Origin of the sequence: Pedobacter sp., assembly GCF_040513095.1 — a bacterium.
In the GTDB taxonomy this organism is placed as follows: domain Bacteria; phylum Bacteroidota; class Bacteroidia; order Sphingobacteriales; family Sphingobacteriaceae; genus Pedobacter.
Map to the genome: position 1 here is coordinate 12,141 of NZ_JBEVDX010000106.1, position 23,091 is coordinate 35,231.

The 23,091-nt window shown below is 44.1% G+C and carries 16 protein-coding genes; 8 read left to right on the top strand and 8 right to left on the bottom strand.

The genetic code is table 11. The features are described from left to right. Positions 1-8 precede the first annotated feature (8 nt). Positions 9-1,763: a RagB/SusD family nutrient uptake outer membrane protein gene (locus ABWY16_RS12770; RefSeq protein WP_353905031.1), complete on the bottom strand. Its 1,755-nt coding sequence runs from the start codon at positions 1,761-1,763 to the stop codon at positions 9-11. A gap of 17 nt (positions 1,764-1,780) precedes the next feature. After that, positions 1,781-4,942, bottom strand: coding sequence for a SusC/RagA family TonB-linked outer membrane protein (locus ABWY16_RS12775; protein WP_353905032.1), 3,162 nt, complete (start codon positions 4,940-4,942; stop codon positions 1,781-1,783). Positions 4,943-5,416: 474 nt separating this feature from the next. On the opposite strand from ABWY16_RS12775, the gene ABWY16_RS12780 reads away from it, so the two are divergent. After that, on the top strand, positions 5,417-6,535 hold the full coding sequence (locus ABWY16_RS12780) for an endo-1,4-beta-xylanase (protein ID WP_353905033.1): 1,119 nt from the start codon (positions 5,417-5,419) through the stop codon (positions 6,533-6,535). Positions 6,536-6,538: 3 nt separating this feature from the next. Next, a complete protein-coding gene (locus ABWY16_RS12785; RefSeq protein ID WP_353905034.1) occupies positions 6,539-9,397 on the top strand; it encodes a glycosyl hydrolase 115 family protein in 2,859 nt (952 codons plus the stop codon). Positions 9,398-9,692: 295 nt separating this feature from the next. On the opposite strand, the gene ABWY16_RS12790 is transcribed toward ABWY16_RS12785, so the two are convergent. The 5 genes from ABWY16_RS12790 to ABWY16_RS12810 all read right to left on the bottom strand — a co-directional run bounded on the left by ABWY16_RS12790 (position 9,693) and on the right by ABWY16_RS12810 (position 15,331). Next, the gene (locus tag ABWY16_RS12790) at positions 9,693-10,949 is read right to left on the bottom strand and encodes an MFS transporter (protein WP_353905035.1); all 1,257 of its coding nucleotides are present in this window, start codon (positions 10,947-10,949) and stop codon (positions 9,693-9,695) included. Between the two features lie 21 nt (positions 10,950-10,970). Next, positions 10,971-11,195, bottom strand: coding sequence for a hypothetical protein (locus tag ABWY16_RS12795; RefSeq protein WP_353905036.1), 225 nt, complete (start codon positions 11,193-11,195; stop codon positions 10,971-10,973). Between the two features lie 149 nt (positions 11,196-11,344). Further along, positions 11,345-12,079 carry a DUF4198 domain-containing protein gene (locus tag ABWY16_RS12800; protein WP_353905037.1) on the bottom strand — a complete coding sequence of 245 codons (735 nt, stop codon included), beginning with the start codon at positions 12,077-12,079 and terminating at the stop codon, positions 11,345-11,347. Positions 12,080-12,105: 26 nt separating this feature from the next. After that, a complete protein-coding gene (locus ABWY16_RS12805; RefSeq protein WP_353905038.1) occupies positions 12,106-14,505 on the bottom strand; it encodes a TonB-dependent receptor domain-containing protein in 2,400 nt (799 codons plus the stop codon). Positions 14,506-14,602: 97 nt separating this feature from the next. Beyond that, positions 14,603-15,331, bottom strand: coding sequence for a hypothetical protein (locus tag ABWY16_RS12810; RefSeq protein ID WP_353905039.1), 729 nt, complete (start codon positions 15,329-15,331; stop codon positions 14,603-14,605). A gap of 512 nt (positions 15,332-15,843) precedes the next feature. On the opposite strand from ABWY16_RS12810, the gene ABWY16_RS12815 reads away from it, so the two are divergent. Together ABWY16_RS12815 and ABWY16_RS12820 are read left to right on the top strand one after the other, a co-directional pair. Continuing rightward, on the top strand, positions 15,844-15,996 hold the full coding sequence (locus tag ABWY16_RS12815) for a hypothetical protein (protein WP_353905040.1): 153 nt from the start codon (positions 15,844-15,846) through the stop codon (positions 15,994-15,996). 8 nt (positions 15,997-16,004) lie between these two features. After that, positions 16,005-16,727, top strand: a complete 723-nt coding sequence (locus ABWY16_RS12820) for a type 1 glutamine amidotransferase domain-containing protein (RefSeq protein ID WP_353905041.1) — start codon at positions 16,005-16,007, stop codon at positions 16,725-16,727. A gap of 126 nt (positions 16,728-16,853) precedes the next feature. Here ABWY16_RS12820 and ABWY16_RS12825 read toward each other — a convergent pair whose 3' ends face one another. Then, complete coding sequence (locus tag ABWY16_RS12825; protein WP_353905042.1) at positions 16,854-17,510, bottom strand: phosphatase PAP2 family protein; 657 nt, start codon at positions 17,508-17,510, stop codon at positions 16,854-16,856. A gap of 103 nt (positions 17,511-17,613) precedes the next feature. Here ABWY16_RS12825 and ABWY16_RS12830 point away from each other — a divergent pair, with 103 nt between their 5' ends. From ABWY16_RS12830 to ABWY16_RS12845, 4 genes are all read left to right on the top strand, one after another. Then, positions 17,614-18,678: a DUF6588 family protein gene (locus ABWY16_RS12830; protein WP_353905043.1), complete on the top strand. Its 1,065-nt coding sequence runs from the start codon at positions 17,614-17,616 to the stop codon at positions 18,676-18,678. A gap of 112 nt (positions 18,679-18,790) precedes the next feature. Continuing rightward, positions 18,791-20,386 (top strand): ankyrin repeat domain-containing protein, encoded by a 1,596-nt coding sequence (locus ABWY16_RS12835; protein ID WP_353905044.1) that lies wholly within the window; start codon positions 18,791-18,793, stop codon positions 20,384-20,386. Beyond that, a complete protein-coding gene (locus ABWY16_RS12840; protein ID WP_353905045.1) occupies positions 20,386-20,874 on the top strand; it encodes a DUF2271 domain-containing protein in 489 nt (162 codons plus the stop codon). Before ABWY16_RS12835 ends, ABWY16_RS12840 begins: the two co-directional genes overlap by 1 nt. A 15-nt stretch (positions 20,875-20,889) precedes the next feature. After that, positions 20,890-23,088 (top strand): PepSY domain-containing protein, encoded by a 2,199-nt coding sequence (locus tag ABWY16_RS12845; protein WP_353905046.1) that lies wholly within the window; start codon positions 20,890-20,892, stop codon positions 23,086-23,088. The last annotated feature ends 3 nt before the right edge of the window (positions 23,089-23,091 follow it).

Below are 23,091 nucleotides of genomic sequence, written 5' to 3' on the forward strand. Positions count from 1 at the left end.
TCCTGATTTTAGTATCCGGGATTTTGTGGCAATGCTGGCCCCGTTGTAACCAGGTTGATTAGTGAAAGAGGTATAGGACGCAACGAATACGCTTCGGCAGGACTGGTTTTTGAGTATCCCGGATAAGCTTCTGAATTGTAGAGTTGCAGGCGGCGGCCCAATGACTGGGTACGGGTAAGATCCCACCAGCGTGTACATTCTTCATAGGTTTCGCGTGAACGCTCATCCAGGATAAAATCCAGTGTAACCTGTGCAGGGCCTACCTGCATCGCTGCCGCGGCTGCGGTATTTTGTGCAGCTGTATTTGTCGTTTTATAAGCCGCTCTCGACCTGATAACGTTGAGCATATCTGCTGATTTCTGAAGGTCGCCGGCTTTAAACAGGGCTTCGGCCGCCAGTAAGTAAACATCCGCAAACCTGGCCAGTACAAAAGGACGCGTTGAGGGATCGTTTACTGCAGCCCTGTTCGGATCATCATATTTCTTTAACGAAGGGAACACTATCGGGGTATAAGGATTAGCTGTTGTTCCGGCGGCTACAGCAGGCGGCAGTAAGATCACCCCCTTGAATGTAGCGCGTTTTGCAGCTCCCGGATCAAAAGGCGGGGTCCATATTGCAGTGTCCACACCAACTGTTAAAGCCCCCCGTGGTGTAGACACACCGGCGGTATTGGATATCCAGGTTGTCTGGAAGGTTTTATCAAACCTGCTGTCGCTGCTCCGTTCAGCAAAAACCCGGAGCATATAATCTGTATTGGGCCTGATCCGGATGAAGGGCCTTCCATTGGGAATATCACGTGTCATCAGTGCTGCCCCTGTAGCAGTTGGGTAATTTGCTGTGATGGAAGGATAATTTGGTCGGAACAGGTAATTTGTTACATTGTAATTACCACCTGATCCGCCGGGTGCGTAATTCCCATATTTTGTGTCACTGCTTTCGTCAATTACAAACAGTGTTTCTTTGCCATAATCATTTGCAGGCCTGAACGCATCTGCAAAATCCTGCCAGAGGTCAATACCATAAGCAGCACGGTTATCTATCAGCCCCTGGAACGTTGTTGCAGCAGCAGCAAAATCACCCGTCTGCGCTGCTTTTGACCAGCCCCTTGTAAGGTATGTTTTGCCAAGAAAGTATAAAGCGGTAGCCTGGGTAGCAGCTTTGCCACCAAAAGGCTGTGCAGGTTTCAGCTGTAGTTCTTTGGATGACTCACTAAAGTCTTTAATCATCTGTGTATACAGATCCGCCAGAGGAGCACGGGAATCCGAAGTAGTTGGATTGGTAATCAGAGAGATATGCAGAGGCATTTCACCGAAATTCACAACCATGTAATAATATAACATTCCACGCAGGAACTTGGCCTGGGCTACATACTGTGTACGCTGTACCGGATCTGTGAATACGTTTGCATTTTCAATTACACCATTCAGCGTATTGATATCGGTATATGCATTTTGTACGATATACCTGAAATCATCCAAACCTATGTTTGCGTAGGTGAACAGTCCGATATTACTCGTACTGCCTCCGGCCAGTGTCTCATCCGTTCCGGCAACCAGCTGATTGGTAAAACCTTCAGTTCCCCAGAGCCCTCTCAACGAACCGTAAACACCTGTTATGCCACCGATTAAACCAACCGGCGTACTAAAAGACTGCTGTGTTAACTGCGTCTTCTGGTTTTCATCTAAAAAACTTTTTTTACAGCCACCAGCACTGAGTGTGGCTGTTGCTGCTATAATTATAGAAATCTTACTGTATAATTTCATCTGAATACTATTTAAAATTAAAATCTTGCGCTTACACCTAACTGATAAGTACGTGTTGGCGGATTATTTAAGTTGGCAGTAATTGCACGGCTTGTTGTAGTTCCTGCAGTACCACCACCTGCTGTAGGTGTTGTACCCGCAACAGTTGAAGAAACAGCCCCGCCTGTCGCATTGCCTTCCGGATCAATTCCATAACCACTTTTAACCAGTGGAGAATAAATGATGAAAGGATTAAAACAGGTAGCGTATACTCTCAGTGAGCTCAGTCCGGAGCCTTTCAGCATCCCTGAGTTAAAGGTATAACCGAGGTTGATACTGCGCATTTTAACGAATGAGCCATCGCGTACAGCGAGAGTTGAAGCATAGATCTGCTTATCATTGGCGGCATCCGGTGCGGGAAAGGCATTTGTAGGATTTGTTGGTGTCCAGTAATCTACCTTCCACTGGTTCACACGGCTGTTACCGAAGAAGGGATAGCCTTGTGCGCTACCGTCAGCCGAGAGGTAAGGTGCAAGAATTTTTTGTCCTACACGTGCATCCGCGACAAAGGAAAGGTCAATTCCTTTGTAACTGAACCTGTTGGTAATCCCTCCTGTAAAATCAGGTTGAAAATTCCCCAGTATCTGTAAGTCACTGGCGTTGATTTTACCATCATTGTTCACATCTTCTACCTTAATCTGACCAGGTTTCTGACCGTATACAGCGGCCTGGGCAGCCTCATTTGTTTGCCATATCCCAACCTTTTTCACATCATAAATCACATTGAAGGGCTGTCCCACAAACCAGTTGTTCCCCAGGTCCTGCTGTATTCCATCATGCAGGGCCACGATCTCGCTTCTGTTCAGTGAGATGTTGAAATCAGTGGACCAGTTAAAACCATCCTGATTTTTGATATTCACTGAACTCAGGGCTATTTCAAGTCCCCTTCCCTTGGTTTTACCTTCATTGGCCGTATATGAAGTGGCCCCATTTGTATAGGGCAGGTTCACCACCTGCAGAATGTGGTCGGTCTTTTGGTCATAGACATCCACTGTACCGGTAATCCGGTTGTTGAATAAGGCAAAATCTAAACCGATATCCAGCTGTTTGGTAAACTCCCAGGTAAGGTTCTGGTTGGCCAGACTGCTGAGCAAATATCCGTTAGCTGCAGAGCCCGCACTGCCGATAGGCCCGAAATTGTAGAAATTACTGGAAAGGTTTCCAGCCGAGGAATAGGCATTTACCGACTGATTGGAAGTTTTACCATAACCGCCCCTTAGTTTCAGCGCGGAAACTACATTTTTAATGCCACTGAAAAAACTCTCCTTGTCGATATTCCATGCAGCACCGAATGCTGGGTAGACATAATATTTTTTGGTCGGGAATACAGATGATCCGTCATCCCTTACTGTAGCCGTGACAGAATATTTACCATCAAATACGTAGTTCAGGCGAGCCATATAGGAGATCAGGCGTGTTTCAGAATATCCACCTGCACCAGCGCTCACTGTGGCGGCCTGCTGTAAATTATAGTTTTGAATATAATCTGCCGGGATACCTACGCCGTTAAAGCTGTTGTTTTGAAAATGGTCCCGCTCAATGCTGTATAGACCGGTAAAAGTTACATGGTGCTTTTCCTTAAACGTTTTATCATAAGTCAGCAAATTCTCGATGGTGTAGGTATAATTCTCAGTGGAATTAACAGATTCATTGGCCTGTGTATAGGATGTGGCCTGATTGTAAAAAGTATTTGGTCCGCTATAAGAACCACCATTTCCGGAGTAATAGCTCAGACCGGCGTTTGCACGGTACTTTAAACCGTCGATAATCTTCAGTTCGCCATACAATGTGTTAACAGAACTTAATCTCCGGCTTTGGTTGGTATTTGTTTTGGTATCCCTGATCGTTAGCGGGTTTACTGTTGCCGCATCTACAGAACCCACCAGCGGAAACAGATTAACTGATCCGTCGGCATTGTATGGTGAAACCAGAGGGCTAAGCCGGATTACTCCGCCCACCGGGAAACGGTCGGCACCATTGGTAACCGCCAGATTCGGCGCTACCGATCCCCCGATTTTTACACGTTCACTCACCTGATGATCGAGTGTAGCCCTTAAACTGTAGCGTGTAAAGTCCTGTCCATAAACGATACCCTGTTCCTTACGGTAACCGGCGCTCAATGAAAACTGTGTTGATTCGGTTCCGCCGGTAATACTCAGGTTCTGATTATTCACATACCCTGTTCTGAAAATAATGTCCTGCCAGTCCGTATTGGTGCCATTGGCCAAACCTGCAGCTTCTGCAGCAGTTAAGTTGTAAGCGCTGGTACCCGGATTTACACTGTTCAATGCTTTTGCAGTCTCCTTAAAAGCAGCATATTCCTGCCCGTTCATAAAGTTGTAGGAAGAGGTTCTGTCGCTGATACCATAGTAAGCGTTATAACTGATCACAGCTTTTCCCGATTTCCCGCGTTTTGTGGTAATGATGATTACGCCACTCGCACCTCTTGAACCGTAAATTGCTGTTGCCGAAGCATCTTTTAACACATCAAGGGTACTCACGTCATCGGGATTGATATCATTGATACTACCGCCGATAAAAGGGATTCCGTCCAGCACAATCAGTGGGCCGTTCTGTGCATTTGCGGCACTGCCGGTAGCTCCGAGTGACCGCTCGCCCCGAACGCGGATCTGGCCGGCGGCTCCCGGCTGGGTACCGCTTGCCTGAATATCCACACCTGCCAAACGACCCTGCAGCTGGTTTACAACATTGGTAGCCGGAATTTCTGCAAGTGCAGCACCACTGATAGATGCGACTGCACCCGTCACATCCTTCTTACGTTGTGTACCGTAACCTACGACAACAATCTCGTTCAGGTTACCGGATTCCGGCAGCAAAAATACACTGACCGGCTGTACAGTGCTCGCCTGTACCTCTTTCGCGGTATAACCAATGTAAGAGACTATAAGTGTCGCTGCTGTACCGGGTATATTTAATGAGAAATTACCATTATTGTCAGACGAGGTGCTGCCTTTGCCTGATTTAACCCTGATAATGGCGCCCGGAAGAGGCGCCCCCTTTTCATCGGTGACTTTTCCCTTCAGAACAGCATTCTGGGCAAACACAATTGCCGGGAAAAAAGTAATGAGCAATAGTATCCCTATCGCATGATACAATTTTGTGAGTTTGATTTTTCGCATAACAAAAGTTTAATATTTGGTTTATTTTTTTTAAGAGGGTAAAAAACTATTCGGGCATATTTATTTCTGATAAAAACTGGTTACAATAAATTATGACAGCGCATCAGCAGCTGCCGGTTCATAAAGAAGATATCATCGGGTTTCATTGAAGCACAGGCTGATATATTTGGTTACGACGATAAATGTAGAAAGAATTTTGAATATTGCAATCGATTGTAATTTTTTTTCCTAAATTTATTTTTTTATTGGAGGGAATTGACTTTGGTGATCATCAGCGAAAAACGAAAAACTAATCCTGATTCCTGAAGACATTACAGGCTGGAATTTATCTTAAAGGCAATTATAGCGTGACAACATCTAAAATATAGTGCTCTAAAAAGTGAATAACCAAATTATAAACATTGTAAATAAGTAGGCAACTGCAAAAAGAAAACAGTTTGAAAAAGCTGAAATCGATTGCATTATCTGATGAATATGGGAGCTAACAAAAAACTAAAAACCCTGCTTGTTCAACTGGCAGCAGGAACATGCATCAGCATTTTTACGGGTTTTATCCTTCAACGTTCTGCGCCTGTCGTTCCGCAGCAGGAAAACAGCGGACTGAAAGATTATTACGGGTCCTATTTCCCTATAGGAGTAGCTGTATCAGCAAAATCTCTGGATGGTGCCGAAGCAGTACTGATCAGGAAACAGTTCAACAGCGTCACACCGGAAAATGCCATGAAGATGGCCGTGATCCATCCTCTTGAGAACCAATATTTCTGGAAAGATGCCGACTACATTGTAAATTTTGCAAAGGAACACGGCATGAAGGTCCGGGGACACAACCTGTGCTGGCATGAACAGGTGCCCGACTGGATGTTTAAAGATAAACAAGGCCGGCGTGTTACAAAAAAAGTTCTTCTGGGGAGGCTTAAATCACATATATTCACAGTTGTAAAGCGGTACCAGGGAAGTGTATATGCCTGGGACGTAGTTAATGAGGCTATCGGTGATGATCAGCATACCTTTCTTCGCAATTCCCCGTGGTACCAGATCTGCGGTGAAGATTTCATCTTCAAAGCTTTTGAGTATGCGCACCAGGCAGACCCAAAAGCACAGCTTTTCTACAATGATTACAATACCGAGCGACCCGAAAAGAGAGACAGGATCTATAAACTGTTAAAAAAAATGAAGGCGGCGCATATCCCGGTTGACGGTATTGGATTACAGGGACATTGGTCGCTTTTCGAACCTGATACCAAAGATTTAAAAGACGCCATTGAGAAATATGCTTCGCTGGGCCTGAAAGTACAAATTACGGAAATGGATATTTCCGTTTATCCCTGGGAAAAGGAAAAGAGGGCGCTTCATCCTGGAGAAAATACAACTTACACGTCAATAATGGAGCAAAAACAGTCAGATAAATATGCTGAAATATTCAAAGTCCTGCGGGACGAGCGCGGTGTCATTACAGGAGTTACATTCTGGAATGTGTCTGACAGGCATACCTGGCTTGATGAATATCCTGTGCAGGGACGCAAAAATTATCCCCTGCTATTCGATCAGCAACTGCAACCAAAACAGGCCTATTACAGGGTGGTAAAATTTTAAACTATGAAAACATCATTTCTAATCTGTACGTTATTTCTGCTCATCGGCAACTGTACTCATATTTTTGCCCAGAATGACCATACCTATGTATCATCTAAAAACGGAAAAGGCTATTTTGCATTAGCTAAAACCGGCAAACAAGTTGCACTGCAGGTAAGCACCCTTGATTTTCCCGGAGTCCTGCTGGCCGCGAAAAACCTGCAGGCTGATCTGAAGATGGTGACAGGCAATGCTCCTGCCCTGTTTACAGATAAAACTGCGGCGGCTAAAACCGTCGTCATCATTGGTACCATAGGCAAAAGCCCACAAATTGATCAGCTCGTTAAAGACAAAAAGCTGTCTGTAAAAGCTATTGAAGGCAAATGGGAAACTTTTATCATACAGACTGTGGATCACCCCTCTGCGGGAATAGATCAGGCATTGGTCATTGCCGGTAGTGATAAAAGAGGGACTATCTTTGGTATATACGACCTCTCCTCTAAAATAGGCGTTTCTCCCTGGTACTGGTGGGCAGATGTGCCCGCTGTAAAACAAAAAGAACTCTACATTATGCCCGGCATACACACACTGGGCACCCCCGCCGTTAAATACCGGGGTATTTTCCTGAACGATGAAGCTCCTGCGCTATCCGGCTGGACAAAAGAGAAATTCGGCGGTTTCAATCACAAATTCTACACCCATGTTTTCGAGCTGATTCTGAGGCTTAAAGGAAATTACCTTTGGCCGGCCATGTGGGGAAATGCCTTCTATGATGACGATCCGATGAATGCGCAGCTTGCAGAAGATTATGGAGTAGTGATAGGTAGTTCCCATCATGAGCCATTGATGCGGGCGCATGATGAATGGAGACGATACGGTAACAAAGGCGCCTGGAACTATAGTACCAATCCCGATTCACTCAAAAAATTCTGGACGAAAGGAATACAGAGAATGGGCACAAATGAGAGTATTGTCACGGTTGGGATGAGAGGTGACGGCGACGAGCCTATGTCTGAAGGTAGTAATATCGCCCTGCTGGAAAAGATCGTGAAAGATCAGCGGCAGATCATAGCTGAGGTAACGAAAAAGGATATTACAGCTACGCCGCAGCTTTGGGCCCTGTACAAAGAAGTACAGGATTATTATGACAAGGGTATGCGGGTACCGGATGATATTACACTGTTGCTCTGCGACGATAATTGGGGCAACATCCGTAAACTACCCAAACTTACTGATAAACCCAGGACTGGCGGATATGGAATTTATTATCATTTTGACTATGTAGGAGATCCCAGGAATTACAAGTGGCTAAATACCAATCCCCTTCCGAGAGTGCAGGAACAGATGAACCTGGCCTATGAATACGGCGCAAAACAAATCTGGATCGTCAATGTAGGCGATCTGAAACCGATGGAATTTCCCATTGAATTCTTTCTTGATTATGCCTGGGCACCTGATAAATGGCCTGCAGATAAATTGAATGATTACACTGTATTGTGGGCAGAGAAACAATTTGGCAAAGCATATGCCCTTCAGATCGCATCCGTTCTGTCCAGATACCTGAAATATAGTTCAAGAAGAAAACCAGAACTACTCAATGAACAAACTTACAGCCTAAGCAACTACAGGGAGTTTGAGCAGGTCATTACCGACTATGATCAACTGGAAGCAGATGCACAAACCATCTCCAAATTCATACCGGCAGATGCTAAAGATGCCTATTACCAGCTGATATTACATCCTGTACTTGCTTATGCTAATCTCAACAGGCTCTATTATGCAGTCGCCAGAAATAAATTATACGCCAGTCAGGCGCGGGCAGCAACAAACGCAATGGCGGATAGTGCAAAAGCTTTATATGCAAATGACCAGGCCATCACAGCCTATTACAACACCAAATTATCCGGTGGAAAATGGAACCATATGATGGACCAGACACATATAGGCTATACCTACTGGCAACAGCCTGAAGTCAATAAGATTCCTGAAACCAGGGAATTAAATATACCGGAAGCCCCAGCTATGGGCGTAGCGGCGGAAGGATCTGAGGAATGGTTTCCTGAAACCATTAAGGCCCTGCAGCTGCGCGCATTATACAATCACCGCAGCGATTCAGCATATATCGAAATATTTAACAGGGGCAAAAAGCCATTTCAATATACAGCGGTGCCTGCAAAAGACTGGATAAACTTAAGTCGTTCCAGGGGGATCATCAGCAGCCAGGAGCGACTGGCAGTGAAAGTTGATTTTGCCAAGGCTCCTCCAGGCCGGTCAGTTGTGCCGGTTTTGATCAGCTCAGAAAATGGCGAAAAGGCAACCGTTATGGTTACAGTATTGAATGAGAGTATCCGGGGACAGAAAGGATTTCTTGAGGAGAACGGGTACATATCTATTGCTGCAGAACATTTTACCAGGGCTGTTGACGGTCAGGATGTGAAATGGAAAATCCTGCCGGATCATGGCAGGACCGGAGCCGCTGTAACTGCTTTCCCTGTGACCGCAGCTGTACAAAAAATTAATGCAGACAGCCCAAGGCTTGAATATCTCTTTAGTGCAACAAAAGCGGATAGCCTAAGCGTTAGTACCTATCTCTCACCAACACTTGATTTCAGCAATACAAAAGGGTTGTTTTATGCGATTTCCATCGATGATGAAAATCCACAGCTGATTAATATAAACGCAAATAAAAGAAGAGACTGGAGCACCAATGTAGCCGAGAACATTAATATACTCACATCAGTACATCAGCTGAAAAACACTGGAGTCCACACATTAAAGTTCTGGATGGTAAGCCCGGGAGTTGTGTTGCAAAAACTGGTGATCAGCGCTAAAAATATTCCTTACAGTTATCTGGGGCCGCCAGAAAGCCCTTTGCTGAAGTAGCACTCTTGCAATTGAATAGATTCAGTAAAAAAACAAAGCCCCCCAATCCTGAGACCGGGGGACTATTGCGTCCATTTGTGTGTGACAAATTATTTAACCCATTAATTCAGAATCACCAGCATATAATAAATATGCAAACTCATTCTTCGTCTTCCTAAAACACCACATTAAGGAAGACAATAACAAAACACACCAAAAGAACAAAGCGGACACTTAATTCATATGTAATGGTCCTGAACCCTCACCTGACAATAAAACGCGGGCGACTATTGAAACGCTACAGTCAATGGATCTTTTAATCTTTTAATAATTCTGCGGGCACAGGTTTTGCCGCATGAGCGAGTTTCTCTGCATCAATTCTCAGAAAGCGGAAGAGTAGAATACCGATTACAACGGTGATGATCCCCTGAGCCATTACAGTATCAGGTGTACCGATAAATTTGGAAAGTGTACCTACCAGTAAACCACCAAGCGGCTGCATGCCAAAAAACGCCATTGCATAAAAACTGATTACCCTGCCACGCATAGCGGGGTCAACAGTAGTTTGGATAAGGGTATTGCTGATTGTAATCTGTGACATCATTCCAAACCCGGCTACGGTGGCGAAAACCAATGCCAGCGGATACCAGGTGGTATGGGAAAATAAAATCAATCCCACACCAAAGATAATGGTATTGGTAGCCAGGATTTTCTTAAGATTCCGGCCGGGCTTCAAAGAAGCAAGGAATATGGCACCACAAAAGGCACCAAGTCCTATCACACTGTCAATCACTCCAAATGTAGAGGCAGTTCCCTTAAAGATGTCTTTTGCATATACAGGAATCAGTGTGGAATAAGGTAAAACAAGAAGGCTGACAAGCGAAAGGGTAATCAGTACAAACTTAATTGAAGGAGTATTTTTGATGTATTCAAATCCTTCTTTCAGTTCTCCCAGTACATTCTTGGTAATTGGCTTTTCAATGTATTTTGGCAGTTTCATCATTAGCAATGATCCAATCACGGCGATAAAACTCACAGCATTTAATCCGAAACAAACATCCTGGCCAAATTTCTCCAGGGCAAGACCCGCCAAACCCGGCCCGATCAGCCGGGAAAGGTTAACCATCGAAGAATTCAAAGCGAGAGCATTGGGCAGATCAGCTTTATCCTCGACCATCTCATAAACTAAAGATTGCCTTGCGGGCACATCAAAAGCATTGATCAATCCCAATACAGCGCTCAGGGCGATAATCTCCCAGGCATTGTAATGTTTAAAGAAGATGAGTGCTGTAAGGATGACAGCCTGTGCCATGGAGGCAAACTGCGTAGCAAGCAGTAGCTTAAATCTGTCATAACGGTCGGACGCAATGCCTCCCAGAAAAGAAAATACAAAAGACGGAAACATACTCGCAAACAGGGTAAGCCCCAGCATAAATTTGGAGTGTGTTTCCGAATAGATGACCCAGCTTACTGCGGTCTTTTGCATCCAGGTGCCAATCAGCGAAATCGACTGGCCACTGAAATACAACCTGTAATTTCTGCTTTTAAAGGCATTAAACGTACTGATATTCATTTTAAGGTACCAGACAGTATATTAATTTCTGTCCGGTGTTCCTGGTGCAATGCCTTTATCAACGTCTAAAGTAAAAGATGATTCAGAAGCTTTATCAGCCTGAGTCAAGTTATCAATTTCAGATGCAGTTTTGTCTTCCTCAGTTGGTGGGACAGCATCTATTCCATCAGATTGTACATCCTGCTGACTAAACTGTTCGTCTGCTTCTTCTTCGTTAAATGAGGTATTATCTTCCGGAGTGATCATAATTTTAAGGTTTGTTTGTAAATATATATTAAACGCAGTTATCAGAGGCTTGTTTCAAATATTATTACAGCAAATACAGATATCAAAAAAGCCGTCCCTGTGTAAACAGACAGACGGCTCTCTTTGAATAACTTATATACTCAGGTTGCTTATTCTAAAAGCATAGTTGCTGAAGCTTTTTCCCTGAACACGTCATAATGTACACCCCTGAATGTACCTGACTGTTCAAACTTAAGTGTAACCAAAGCAAAATATCTTCCTGCTTTGGGCGCATGAAAAGATACTTTTCCATTTTCGTCTGTTGTGAGTTTCTCTTCGGGCATTTCAGGGTGGCGCATTAACAATGTTGCATTGGGCACAGGTTTTCCATGCAGCAAAACCTGGAGGGTTACATCAGCACCAGCTTTGCTTCCCATATCCTGTACAAGTGACAAATCTGATAATGCAGACGGGGCAATCGCTTCACTATCCCCCACCTGAACTGTAGTCCTTCCATAATAATGCTGTTTAGCCACGCCGATCTTTGAAGTTGACTGACTCCAATCTTCTACCCTGCGTTGTTTGCATTCCAGAAGAAACACATAGATGCCTTTTTCTTCGGGTGTAAACTTTGCCTGATAGTCGGTATCTTTCGGGGAGAAGGTTAAACTGATATATTTACCGGTCGGACTGATCGCCCAGCAGGTAAAATCTTTCACCTGCTGAAAATCCTCTGTGGTTGTTTTCTGAAGTCTGTATAAGCCATATGATCCGAAAATCACTTTTATCGTCTGGGCTTTGCCAACCTGTCCTTTTGCATCTGCTTCGATCCATAAAGAATCAGCTTTAGTTGTCAGTATACCGGATAAGACAACCAGAAAAATTAACAAAATACGTTTCATCATGGTATAAGTTTTTCAGATTTCAAACATTAGAATTTCAGTGCTATACTACCAAGGAACCTTGCAGGAGCCTGTGGGGTTAACCTTACAGACCATGTTTTTTCGCTGGTCAGGTTGTCTACCTTTATACCGATACGGTATCTAGGCTGATCGTAAAATACAGTTGCATCAAACATTGCATAAGAAGGAATGATGATTTGGCTGGTTGTAGTGTTTACGTAGTACTGCCAGCTGGCAATGTTACCTCCGAAACCCGCACCCAATCCCTGCAGTTCACCCATAGGAATTCTGTAGCTTACCCAGAAGTTATATGAACGTGGCGGGCCTGATACTCCCGGGCGCAGGCCGGTAGTAGTCGGAGAAGCTTTAGTGAGCTTGCTGTCATTGTAGGCATAACCGGCAACTATGTTTAACCCCGGCATAGGATTCGCGGTCAGGTCAACCTCAACACCTCTGCTTAACTGAGTTCCATCCTGGATCTGATAACCGTTGGCACTGGAAAGGTCGTCACGTAATACGTCAGCAACTTTAATATCATAATAACTTACTGTACCGGCCAATTTGTGATCAAACAAATCCGCCTTCACACCAAACTCAAGCTGATTGGCATGTTCAGGTTTAAGCGCACTGCCATCGGATGTCTGCCCGCTTTTATTAAAAAAGCCATTCATATAGTTACCAAAAACCGATAGATGGTCTTTCGATACTTCATATACTGCACCCAGTTTTTGAGATAAATTGTTTTGGTTATAAGGTCCTGTCTGGGTTCCTGATCCGTTCAGTCCGCCAGCAGTAACTCCTGTAACAATGTTGTAAACGCCTCCGAATTTATAACGGTTTGCGCGCAGGCTGAGCATAATATTTAACCTGTCAGTAAGATTGATCACGTCAGAAAAATAAGCTGAGTAGGTGTTGTCGCGGTTAGTTTCTTTGCGCAGTGTTCCGCCCCTGCTTGCTAATGAGTCTACTTTAAACTTGCTGATACGGCCAGCGTAAGGATTGCTGAATTTCAGATCCGGAGAAGCCGCAGTTCCTGCAGTTGTATTGATAGTTACCCTGTCAAAGTCGTTGTAATTATTGTAAAAATCAAGTCCTACTACAAGACGGTTCCGCAGCCCTGCAACTTTAAAATCACCAATAAAATTCTGCTGGATATTGGTAGCGATAAACTGAGTGTAACCGGTAATCACATTCGGGCGTAAGGTAGAATCTGTACGTCCATTGAGTGCCGTTATATATCCGCCGATTGATGAGCGGGCACGGGATACAACCGTTTGAGAAGTCCAGCTTTCAGAGATCTTATAATTTGCCTGAGCAAAAATATTCAGCATCTGAGTTGTATACGGCAAATCATTGCTTAAGAAGGTTTTGTTATATGGAAAGCCCATATCTGCGATGGATTTTCTACCAGGTGTAGAAGCAGCATTGAATCGTACTACTGATGTTCCTTTTGCTTGTCCGAATTCTATATCAAATAATAATGAAAGGCGGTCGTTCACCTGATAAGAGAAGCTCGGGGCAAGAGTCAGTGTATTGGTAAAACCCTGGTCCTGGAAGCTTTTCTCCCAGCTGGTAGCTCCATTTAAACGGAATAAAGCTGTTTTACTTTCATTAATAGGTGAGTTTACATCAAAGGTAAGCCTGTTAAAGTTCCAGCTTCCGCCGGTAAAGCCCACTTCACCGCCAACACCATTAAAAGGTTTTTTTGTAACGCGGTTATATAAACCACCATAACTGCTTGAAATGCTGGTGCCAAATAATGTTGCAGAAGGGCCTTTGATCACTTCCAAACGTTCAAGATTTACCGGATCGAGCATAGCAAACGCAGCACCGGCCACACCATTCCTTGCATTAGGTTCTGTATCAAAACCGCGTGAACGGAAAGTTACCCTGCCCTGGTTAGCAATCATTGGTATACCTGCTCCAGGAACATTTTTCGCGATGCTGGCCAGATCCACAGCCATTTGCTCCTGGATCAGTTCCTTTGGAATCGACGCATATACCTGTGGGTTCTCGAGGTTTTTGATGGGCAGTTTCGCTATATAGATACTCTCTTTTTTAGCAAATTTGTTTGTGTTGTTGCCACCAATGATGACTTCCTGAAGCGCTTGCACGTTTTCTTTAGGAAGCTGGTAATTCGCTGTAGTTGTCTGCCCTGCTGTCACGGTGATTTTCAGGTCTTTCTGTGCGGCACCAAGTACCTGTATCCTGATCGTGTAAGCGCCTTCGGGGATGTTGGCAAAGGCATAATTACCGTTATCACTTGTCAGCGTAGTCTGTTTGGTTTCGACAATTGCAACCGATGCCGAACCAAAGGGTTGGCCGTCAACAAGTGTAACTCTTCCGGAAATTTTTCCGGTGGTCTGGGCAAAAGAGTTCAGGGGGCCTGCCATGATGCAGGCGATAAGAACTAGTAGTAAAGATTTCATCAATAATTGAGCTATGTGTTAGTGTAAGTATTACACTGCCAAAGATACAATTATTGTTTATAATCAATCTAATTAGACACGAAGTATTTCATTTTTTTTATTTTTCGAGCAAAAAATAATTACATCTGTGCCTTATGCTCACATATGGAACGCCTTTATATGAACCTGGTTCAGGATCGTTCCAATCTTCCCTTATAATATATAATCCCTTCATTGTCAACACGAATGACGCCTGCCCATTTTCATCCACAGATAGTTCTTTCTCCCAGTTTTCCGGGTTAAAAACACGAAGCTTGGTCTGCTTTTCTGCAGGCTGACCGTTCTTGAAAGGTTTTACAATAAGCTGCTTCCCGATCTGTTCAGTTAGTATATCCAGATACTGAACAGGCTTCTTTACGGAGCCATCATTTTCAACTTTGTAAGCAGCACACAGGTAGTCTACAGGACGTATATTGATGCCACCGGTTTTTGACCGATCTACTACAGGATGAGTATCGTTGATACCCAGAATCTGATAAACTCCCTTTTCCTTCGGGATGAAAGATCCTTCCCAGCCATCGCCCTTTAATGAGATGGAGATATTTGTCGCCTTTCCTTTTTCATTCAGAACACTTAGCCTGAATTCACCTGTGAGCTTCAGCTCAACTCCTTTAACGGGTACACGAACACCTGATTCTTCAATATTTCCGTAATATATCTTTATCAGGACCGGCTGGTTAACTTTCCCGGAACCTTTCACGTCCATCCAGTAAGCGCTGGCGCTGCAAAAAACCGGGAATAATAGCACGAATGCCAGCAAAGAGCCGTTTTTTAAACTAAATTTCAAATTCGCAGTTGGCATCAATACATTTCTACTATGTGAACGTAACCATCTTCTACCGGTAACAGCTATCAATTAAAGGCCGCAAGTTCCGGCTCAATTCTAAAGAAATTCTAAACAGTCTGAATGCAAAACCAGATTAAACAGCGTTATGGTGACAATAGCATGGGATTGACCAGAGTCTGTTAGGGGAAGATGCTCAATAGATTTGAGATAGGTTTACCTGCAGCAATATGTATTTTCGCGAAGAGAGAAAAAAAATGGCTGGTCACACCGGACAATAGCGGACGTCTGCAGAACTTACAGGACTATAGCGGACACGTAGCTGAAAATCAATACGTTTTGCTCCCTGGATGCTTATCTTTGTATCATGGCTCTGGCTTTTATCTCCGCCTTCAACTAAGATAAGAAGCAACGTTTTTTGACATCATGTTTAGTAAACGACCCTGAATGAATTCAACTTTAAAGAACCTTTGCAGAATTAGGTTGTTATCGGTTTAACTTAATCAAAGATACCCATGGAAAATTACACAGAAAAAGATGAACAGGTACAACCTAATACCCCCGATACAACTAAACAAAAAGATACCGCAACTGAAGAAACCAATGGCAGCGAACACCAGCAGGTAGATGAGGAAGGTAATGAAGTTAAACCCGAAGACATCAAATGATATCAGGTATGAAAAAAATTCTGATGGTGATCACCTCGCATAGTGCGATGGAAAATACCGATAGCAAAACCGGGGTTTGGCTTGGTGAGTTCACTGATCCTTACTATGAATTCATTGATGCGGGTTATACCGTAACACTAACCAGTCCGAAAGGCGGCAGACCCCCGGTTGACTGGGTAAGTGAACTGACAGAAAACATTACAGAATCAAACCGCCGTTTCCAGGAGGATGAGATTGCAAAGGCCGCATTTTCACATACAAGTGTATTGAACCTCATCAATCCTGCCGACTACGACGCAGTATTTTATCCAGGTGGCCACGGCCCGATCTGGGACCTGGCAGTAGATAACAACAGTGGATTACTGATTCTGGATTTTCTGGACACAGGCAAGCCTGTTGCTGCCGTATGCCATGGCCCAGCTGCGCTGATCAGTGCAGAAAGATTAAGACCTGGTCTATTGGCTGGCAAAACCATCTCCGCATTTAGCAATACTGAAGAAACAATGGTTGGCCGCAGTGGAAATGTACCTTACCAGCTTCAAACACGGCTTGAGGAACTTGGTGCAAAAGTGAAAACAGCTATTGCTCCCTTCCTGTCTCATGTAGAACAGGATGGACTGTTGATCACCGGCCAAAACCCGCTATCTGCAGGGCCAACAGCAAAAGCGCTGATCGATTTTATGAAATCTCAACACTCCGGTGCAGACAACATTGTTACAGTCAATACTTAATTGTAAGAGAATTCTATTCAGACACTACGTAAAAGATAGTGTTTGAATAGAATTCCATCAGGTATAAGCAAGCTGCTGAAAGAGGCCTCTCAAGTGGATTCCCAATCAAAAACTTATGCTTTACTTTTATACATCATGAAGCCTTGCTGTTTTTGGCAGATAGAAATACCCCAGAAGTGATAAACACAAGACACCCAACATAGCCCCTCCCAAAACATCCGTAAACCAATGCGCCCCAAGGTATATTCTTGAGAACGGAACCAGCAGGATCATAGCCGCAGATATGCTGGTTACAATGATCCGAACAATTTGATTTACAGACTTCAGGTTGCGCATCGCGATGATCATAAAGCCAAAAAACACAGTGTAAAATAAGGTATGTCCACTTGGAAAACTTTGTTCCCTGGTAATTTCCATAATCTTTACCAGGTCTTTTGCGGGCCTGGGCCGGTTGATCAGTAACTTGGTAAGTGCGCTCACCAAACCGGATAATGCGCTGAGCAGGCTGAACAATGCTTCCCTTTTGTAACCGGATATAAGGAACCCAAATGAAGCCACAGCAACTGTAACCGCTGAGTAAGGCATAGTACCAAACAAGCTGACAAAATACATAAAATGGTCCAGCCTTACATTCTGATGTCTCTGAATGAAGTGGGATATACGGAGATCAATAGATGATAACGGAAAGAAAAAGATAAGACAGCTTAAACCTACAAAACCGGCAGCAATGATTAAAAGGGTATTTACGAGGATGCGGCTTTTATTTTTGCTGAGAACTTTCATTATTCATCGGTTAAGGGAGGCTAAAATGCAAAATATCCCCAGCATTTTTAGCTGAAAACAAAATAACAAAGATAATGTTGTCTGAACACATAATCTGAAAAACGTGAAAAAATTACTACTCTCGATCCTTATTATTTTAGCTGTATCCTTTAGTTCCTACTCACAGATCGGCTTTGAACAGTTATTAAAAGCCGGCCCTGCTGATGCCGCAACCTTAGTCAGCTCTTATGGTGACCCTTTGTTCAAAGGTTTTGGACTCGGCATGAACAGTGGCTGGACCAACACAGCCAAAACACTTGGATTTCTTCATTTTGATATCAGGGTGACGGGAACAGCAGTAGTTGTCCCTTCCTATGCGCGGGCATTTGACGTTACCAAAATCGGCCTTTCATCGCATTTACAACCCGCAAACCCTAATGAGGTCATGTCGCCAACTTTCAGTGGGAATACCGGTCAGAACGGTCCGCTGATGAACCTGTTTGATGATTATGGAAATAAAATAACTTCGTTTGATCTGCCTCCGGGAGTATTGAAAGGTTTTGTGCCTTCGCCCCAGCTACAGGTGACCCTGGGCCTGGTCCTGAATACTGATGTAACCGTTCGCTGGGCGCCCAAAATCGTGCTCAACAATGATTTTGGATCTGTGTCCCTGACTGGATTTGGTATTAAACACAATATTATGGACGACTTTGCCAGTGGCAAAGGAGCGCGCAAACCCTTCGATCTGGCCTTCGCAGCAAGTTACAATAGAGTACGGTACCAGAAGAAGCTGAATTTACAACCTTTGGAAGGTTCAGTGCCGAAAGACCCGGATCAGCTGAAAGATTTCAGTACCCAGGCAGTATATGGTAACTTTGACAATTATCTGGTGCAGATGATCGTGTCGAAACAACTGTCTTTTTTTACACCTTATATCGCACTTGGATACAATACCTCAAAAACACAGTTTGGGATTGAGGGTAATTTCCCGATCCCCACAGGTATTTCAGGAGATCAGCTCAGCTATACAACTTACACTGATCCGGTGAAAATTAACTTCACCCATGTAAAAGGCATGCGGGCAGATATGGGCTTCCAGCTGAAGTTTCCGATACTGACCATATTTGCATCATACGGGCTGGCCGACAGCTATGGTATGGTGAATGGAGGAATAGGCATAGGCATATAATTGCATAGTGTAAATTAACCCCCGGGAAGACGATAATCCTTTTTATTTAGAATTATTCTTGTTAAATTCGTGCCTGCCGTATCTGGCTTAAAACGCATCAATTCAACACACCATGAGGAAACTTCTCTTAGCAATTTCAACCTTTATTTCGTTTTCAGCTTATGCCCAGGAAAACACACTGCTTACTCAAACTTTCTGGCAGGGCTCACCGGATGTCAATACTGTTAAAACAGCCGTTGATAATGGTGCAAATCCTTCCCAGATGAATGCTATGAGCATGGATCCCGTAGTTATGGCCATCAACGCACAGGCGCCAGAGCAAACTATTGAATATTTGCTGGCGCAGAAAGGCAACAGTGTGGATAAGCTCACGCATGATGGCAGAACATATCTGCACTGGGCCGCGAACCGCGGAAATGTGGAGTTGCTCAGGTATCTTATCGGCAAAGGCGCAAAAGTAAATATTCAGGATAGTCATGGTACTACTCCCCTGACATTTGCAGCAAGCAGCGGACAGCAGAATACAGCTGTTTATGATTTACTGATTTCTGCAGGTGCTTCATTAAAAACAGACCTTAACGGGGATGGTGCAAATGTGCTTCTCCTTGCAGTATCAAATGATAAAAAATTATCCCTGACTGATTATTTCGTAGCGAAAGGGCTATCGCTGAACAGCGTTGATGCTGATGGGAACACAATTTTCAGCTATGCAGCCAAATCAGGTGATGCAGACCTGCTGAAAGCAATTTTACAAAAAGGTGTAAAGCCCCAATCATCAGCAATGCTGATGGCTGCACAGGGTGCCGGTGGCCGCCGTGGTGGAGGGGGCGCCAGCCTGGCGTTCTACCAGTATCTGGAAAGCCTCAACATCAACCCTGCGGCCACAAACAAAGGCGGGGAGAACGCGTTGCATTATCTTGTAAAAAGGGCTGACCAGACGGAGATCATCAAATATTTTCTTGCGAAAGGTGCAGACGTGAATCAGGCAGATCAGGATGGCAACACTGTTCTGATCAATGCAGCGACAGCCAACCGTGACACAACAGTTCTTGCGCTGATCATTCCAAAGGTGAAAAATATCAATCAGGGTAATCAAAAAGGTGCTACAGCCCTCGCTTTAGCAATGAAAAGCAATTCTCCGACAGTTGTCCGCTACCTGATTGGCAAAGGTGCAGACGTAAATGTTTTGGATAAGGAAGGCTATAATCTCGGCTACTACCTGATAGAATCATTTGGGGCAAGAACTATGCAGGGATTCCCTGGTCAGGCGCCACAGGAAGCAGGCCTCACTGCTGCGCCAGCCAGAGCGGGACAGGCGGGAGCAGGACAGGGAGGCAGACCAGCCGGAGTAAAAGGGAATACGGATTTTGATGATAAAATGGCCATTCTGAAAGAGAAAGGCTTCAACTTTACTGTGCCACAAAAAAACGGAAATACATTGTATCACCTCGCGGTCGCAAAAAATAACCCCGCGCTTTTCGAGCGTATCCAACCCTTGGGGATAGATATTAACGCGAAAAACAAAGAGGGCCTGACCGCTTTACATAAAGCTGCTTTGGTCGCTAAAAATGACACGCTGTTAAAATATCTGGTAGCTAAGGGAGCAGCAAAAGATGCCCTTACCAATTACAAAGAGTCAGCCTTTGACCTGGCCAGCGAAAACGAGTCACTCACTAAAAATAATGTAAACCTTAACTTTTTAAAATAATGATATCCAATTTCTTTAAAGCAGCCTGCCTTTTCGTTTTAATCTTATTTGCTGTTCCGCTAAATTCCAGCGCCCAGTCAACATCCAAATATAAATGCATGGTCCAAATGAGCAGTTACATGGGTGATGGTGCTTATATTGTCATTTCGCTGATCAATCCCAAAGGTGCTTATGAAAAAACATTATATGTGCTTGGTTCTGACAAAAAGTGGTATAAAACGTTGAAGGAATGGAATAAATTTTATCTGAAACAGCCAAAAATCAGTGGTATAACCGGCGCTTCGGTAACTGCCGGTGACCGCAGCGTGAGTATAATTGATATTGAAAAATCAAAAATTAATGCAGGTTATAAACTTCGTTTTGAATCTGCAGTTGAGGATAAAAACTATAATGTAAAAGACGTTGAAGTACCTTTAACTGCTGAGGGACTCTCTGCGAAAACAGAGGGCAGCGGATATATCCGTTACGTGCGTTTTAGCGCCAATTAATATTTATTCTTAAAGATGACAATTTCAGTCTGGAGATACAGCCACCTGGTACTGGCTGTATCCTCTTTTTTGTTGCTTGTGCTGGCCTCAGTAACTGGCATAATATTAGCTTTTGAGCCATTGCTGGTCAGGAACCAGCCCTATCGAGCTGAGCATTTTGCAGACGTTACTGTTGCACAGACATTAAGTGTCCTTAAGAAAACTCATCCCGACCTGAGCGACCTGACTGTAGATAAAAACAGTTTTGTACAGGTCAAAGGCACAGATGCCGGCGGGAAGAAATTACTGGCCTATGTCGATCCGCAAACGGGGAAAGTCCTGGGATCCCCGCAACCGGCAAACGAGTTTTTCCAGTGGGTCACTGCATTGCACCGTTCCTTATTCATGCATGAAACAGGGCGGTTTTTTATTGGCCTTGATGCCTTTCTGTTATTGCTGATCACGCTTTCCGGAACAATGCTGATTATCCAGCGACAACGGGGAATCAGGCGTTTCTTTTCAGGGATAGTCAGGGAAAATTTCGCACAGTATTATCATGTCGTATTGGGACGGTGGTCGCTCCTGCCCATATCGCTCATCGCCTTAAGCGGCACCTATTTATCACTGGCAAGGTTTGAATTATTCGACACTAAAACGAAGACCTTAAAGGTAAATTTTGAGGAGATCAAATCAGCTCCGCTCAAGAAAATAGCCGATATGGAAGTTTTCAGGAGCATCAGACTTACTGATGTTGATGCTATAGAATACCCTTTCTCAGAGGATGCAGAAGATTATTTTACCCTCAAACTAAAAGACCGGGAAATTGCGGTTAACCAACTTACAGGAGAGGTCCTTGCTGAAGTGAAATATCCCCGCGCTGTATTGCTGACTAATCTAAGCCTGGATGTTCATACCGGCCGTGCCAGCAGCATCTGGGCAATTGTTCTGGCTGTTGCTACTGCAAATATATTTTTTTTCATTTATTCCGGTTTCGCTATGACGCTGCGGCGCAGGTCAAACCGGACAAAGAACAAGTACAAGGCAGAGGAAAGCAGATTTATCATCTTAGTAGGATCAGAAAATGGCAGCACCTTTGGCTTTGCCCGGCTGCTGCATAAGCAACTGCTTAAGGCTGGAGAAAAATCTTTTGTTGCTGAAATAAACACTTTTACTTTTTTTCCCAAAGCAGAATACCTGATTGTAATGACTGCTACATACGGGCTGGGAGATGCACCTACCAATTCATCGCAGTTTGCAAAGCTGATTGGAAAATATCCTCAAATTCAGCCATTAAAGTATTCAGTGGTTGGTTTTGGGTCACAGTCCTACCCCGACTTCTGTAAATTCGCATTCGATGTAAATCATACGCTTTCCAAACAGTCCTGGGCCGTCCCTCTTACGGACATTCATACGGTTGATGATAAATCACCAGCTGATTTTGGCATCTGGGCCGAAGCCTGGTCGCAGCAAACAGGAATAACTCTTTCTGTTTTGTCCGAACTAAAGGCAGCCCGTGTAAAAGACCTGGAGAAGCTTACTGTGATCAGTAATACAGCAAACGAAGCATTTACAGAAGGCATTTTTAATATCGCTTTGAAGGCTGGCAAAAAGTTAAAAGTAACATCCGGAGATCTGCTTGCCCTCTACCCTGCAAACGATCACCGTGAAAGGCTGTACTCTGTGGGTATAGTTGATGGAGAATTACGGTTAAGTATCAGACTCCATCCCTCGGGATTAGGTTCGACTTATTTAAAACAGCTGGTGCCTGGCGAAAAAATTCCTGCAAAGATCATTGACAACCACCACTTTCATTTTCCGGATACTGCACCTGAGGTTGTCATGATATCCAACGGAACAGGTATTGCTCCATTTATAGGAATGCTTAGTCAGAATACACGACGTGTTCCTGTCCATTTATATTGTGGCTTCAGGGATAGTTTATCATACGGGAGCTATAAGTCCTTCTTAAAGGAACATCAGTCCAAGCGCCAGCTTTTACAGCTGCATCCGGCACTTTCAAGAGAAGGCGAAAAACACTATGTAAGCCAGATCCTTTCCAGAGATGCTGATTTTATAGGCGGAGTACTAAATAAAGGTGGGGTCATCATGATTTGCGGTTCACTCGCCATGCAGACGGACGTCATGCAATTGCTGGATGTAATTAGCCTGGAATATACCAAAAAGAGTATCAGCTACTTTCAATCACACAACCAGATCCTCACGGACTGCTATTAAATC